2 protein-coding genes are annotated in these 2,662 nt (G+C 74.9%); both read right to left on the bottom strand.

Annotated elements, in window-relative coordinates; all coding sequences use genetic code 11:
- Positions 1 to 1,297: carboxyl transferase domain-containing protein (locus CCN72_RS03390; RefSeq protein WP_086806259.1), on the bottom strand; the 1,297-nt coding region annotated here is incomplete at its 3' end.
- Positions 1,290 to 2,662: acyl-CoA synthetase (locus tag CCN72_RS03385; RefSeq protein ID WP_107430053.1), on the bottom strand; the 1,373-nt coding region annotated here is incomplete at its 5' end. The genes CCN72_RS03390 and CCN72_RS03385, both read right to left, overlap by 8 nt.

Raw genomic sequence — 2,662 nt, 5'->3', positions numbered from 1 at the left:
GGATGGCCGCCGCCAGCTCCGGGGCGATCACCGAGAAGTAACTGTCCGGTGTGGCCCAGGTGTTGTCCGGCGCGGCCAGGGCGAGGGCGCCGCCGGAGCCGCCCTCGCCGATCACCAGGGTGGTCACCGGCACCCGCGCCCCGGCCACCGCCCCGAACACCTCGGCGATGGCCGCACCGGCCCCCTGCCGCTCGGCCTCCGCGTCGTTCGCGGCGCCTGGGGTGTCCACCAGCGTCAGCACCGGCACCCCGAGCCGGTCCGCCAGCCGGATCAGCCGTGCCGCCGTCCGGTACCCGGCGGGCCGCGTCCCGGTCCCGGTCTGCGCGGCGAACGCGACGGTACGACCGTGATGTTCACCGAACCCGCAGAGGATGCCGTCGGGGTCGGTACCGCCGCACCGGTCGCCGCTGAGGTGGACGCGGGTGGTGAAGTAGGCGTCCAAGTAGGCGTGCGCGCGCGGGCGTTCGGGGGAGCGGGCGCGCTGGACGGCGGCCCAGCCGGTGGCGGGCAGGTCGGTGGAGCCGAGAGCCGCGGGGACGGGAGCGGGGTCGGGGGTGGGGCCGTGGATGGGCGAGGGTGAGGGTGAGGGTGAGGGCGAGGGTGAGGTCCGGTCATCCGTTCCGGACAGCAGTCGCAGCCACCGCCCCAGGGTCCCCTTCAGGTCCTGCGGCCGTACGACCGCGTCCGCCGCTCCCGCCGTGAGCTGGGCCTCGGCCGTGTACGCGGCCGGGTCGGCGCCGGGCGGGCGGACGCGGGAGCCGGCGAAGCCCACTTGGACGCCGGGGAGGGCCAGGACGACGTCCGCGCCGGCGCCCAGGGTGGCCCAGCCGCCGCCCGTGGTGGGGTCGCGCAGCACGGCGATCTGGGGCAGGCCCGCCGCCCGGGTCAGCGCCGACTGGCGGGCGACCCGCTGGAGTTGGGTCAGCGCGACCATGCCCTCCTGCATCCGGCTGCCCCCGGTCGCGATCAACGGCACGACGGGCAGCCGGTGTTCACGGGCATGCGCGTACGCCCCCTCCAGCCGGTCCCCGGTGCGTTCGCCCAGGGAGCCGCCGAGGAAGCCGAACTCGAAGGCGATCAGCACGGCACGGGTGCCCCCGACCGTCGCGGTGCCGCAGACGACGGACTCCTCCTCGCCGGTGCGTTCGGCGGCGCGGGCGCGCGAGGCGTCGTACCCCTGCCAGCCGAGCGGGCCGTCGGTCCTGGACTCCCGTGCGGAGGAAGGGAGTTCGGTGAAGCTGCCATCGTCCGTGACGAGGGCCAGCACCTCGCGCGCGGTGCGCCGCTGATCAGGCATCGGTAGCGGTGTCGGTGTCGGTGTCGGTGTCCGCGGGGGTGAGGGCCCGCTTCATGATCTTCCCCATGTCGTTGCGGGGCAGGACGTCCAGGAGGCGCACGACGCGGGGCCGCTTGTGCGGGGCGAGCCTGCGGGCCACATGGTCGGCCAACTCCGCCACCCCCGGCGGGCTTTCCGGATCGGCCGGGACGATCCAGGCGACGATCCGCTCGCCCAGGTCCGCGTCCGGCTCCCCGGTGACCGCCGCCTCCCGTACGCCCGGGTGTTCCAGGAGCGCGTTCTCGATCTCGCCCGCGCCGATCTTGTAACCGCCGCTCTTGATGAGGTCGGTGGCCTTGCGCCCGACGATCCGCACATAGCCGTCCGGCTCGCGCACGGCCATGTCGCCGGTGCGGAACCAGCCGTCGGCGGTGAACGCGGCGGCGGTGGCGTCCGGCCGGTTCAGATACTCGGTGAACAGGTTGGGCCCGCGGACCTGGATCTCCCCGACGGTCTCCCCGTCGCGGGCGCCGATCTCGCTGCCGTCCTCCTCCACGAGCCGCAGCTCGACACCGGGCAACGGCACGCCGACCGTCCCCGCGCGGGCCTCCCCGTCCGCGCGGACACTGGTGTTCATCAGGGTCTCGGTCATGCCGTACCGCTCGATGACCCGGCGTCCGGTGGCCGCCGCGATCCGCTCATGGTCGTGGACCGGCAGCGCGGCCGAGCCGGAGACCAGCAGCCGGGCCCCGCCGAGCGCCTTGGCCAGCTCGGGGTCGCCGGGGAGGGTCTCGGCGATGCGGTGGTACATCGTCGGCACCCCGAACAGCATGGTCGCGCCGTCGGCCAGGGCGCGGGCCACGCCCTGGGTCGAGAACCTTCCCAGGTGCCGCACGGAGCCGCCGCGGCGCAGCGGGCCGAGGACGCCGAGCACGAGTCCGTGCACATGGAAGAGCGGCAGCCCGTGCACCAGCACATCGGCCTCGGTCCACTGCCAGGCGTCGGCGAGCGCGTCCAGGGTGGAGGTGAGGGCCCGGCGGGGGAGTACGGCGCCCTTGGGCGGGCCGGTGGTGCCGGAGGTGTAGACGACGAGGGCGGGGGCGTCGTCCGGGAGTTCGGGGTGCGCGTGCGGGAAGTCCGCGCGGGCGTCGACGTCGACATCGACGCGCTCCAAGTCACCCAGGGATGACGGCAGTTGATCGCCCGGAGCCGCGAGGACGAGGGACGGCGCGCTGTCGGAGACGATATGGGCCAGCTCCTTCTCCCCGGACTTGGGGTTGAGCGGCACGGCGGCGGCACCGGCGAGCAGTACGCCGACGACGGCGACCACGGTCTCCAGCTCGGGAGTCGCCCACACGGCCACGCGATCGCCCGGGCGGATCCGCC

The organism is Streptomyces murinus, assembly GCF_002154555.1.
Classification (GTDB): domain Bacteria; phylum Actinomycetota; class Actinomycetes; order Streptomycetales; family Streptomycetaceae; genus Streptomyces; species Streptomyces murinus.
The sequence above is the reverse complement of the archived record's forward strand: the minus strand, read 5'-3'. Positions and strand labels throughout refer to the sequence as shown.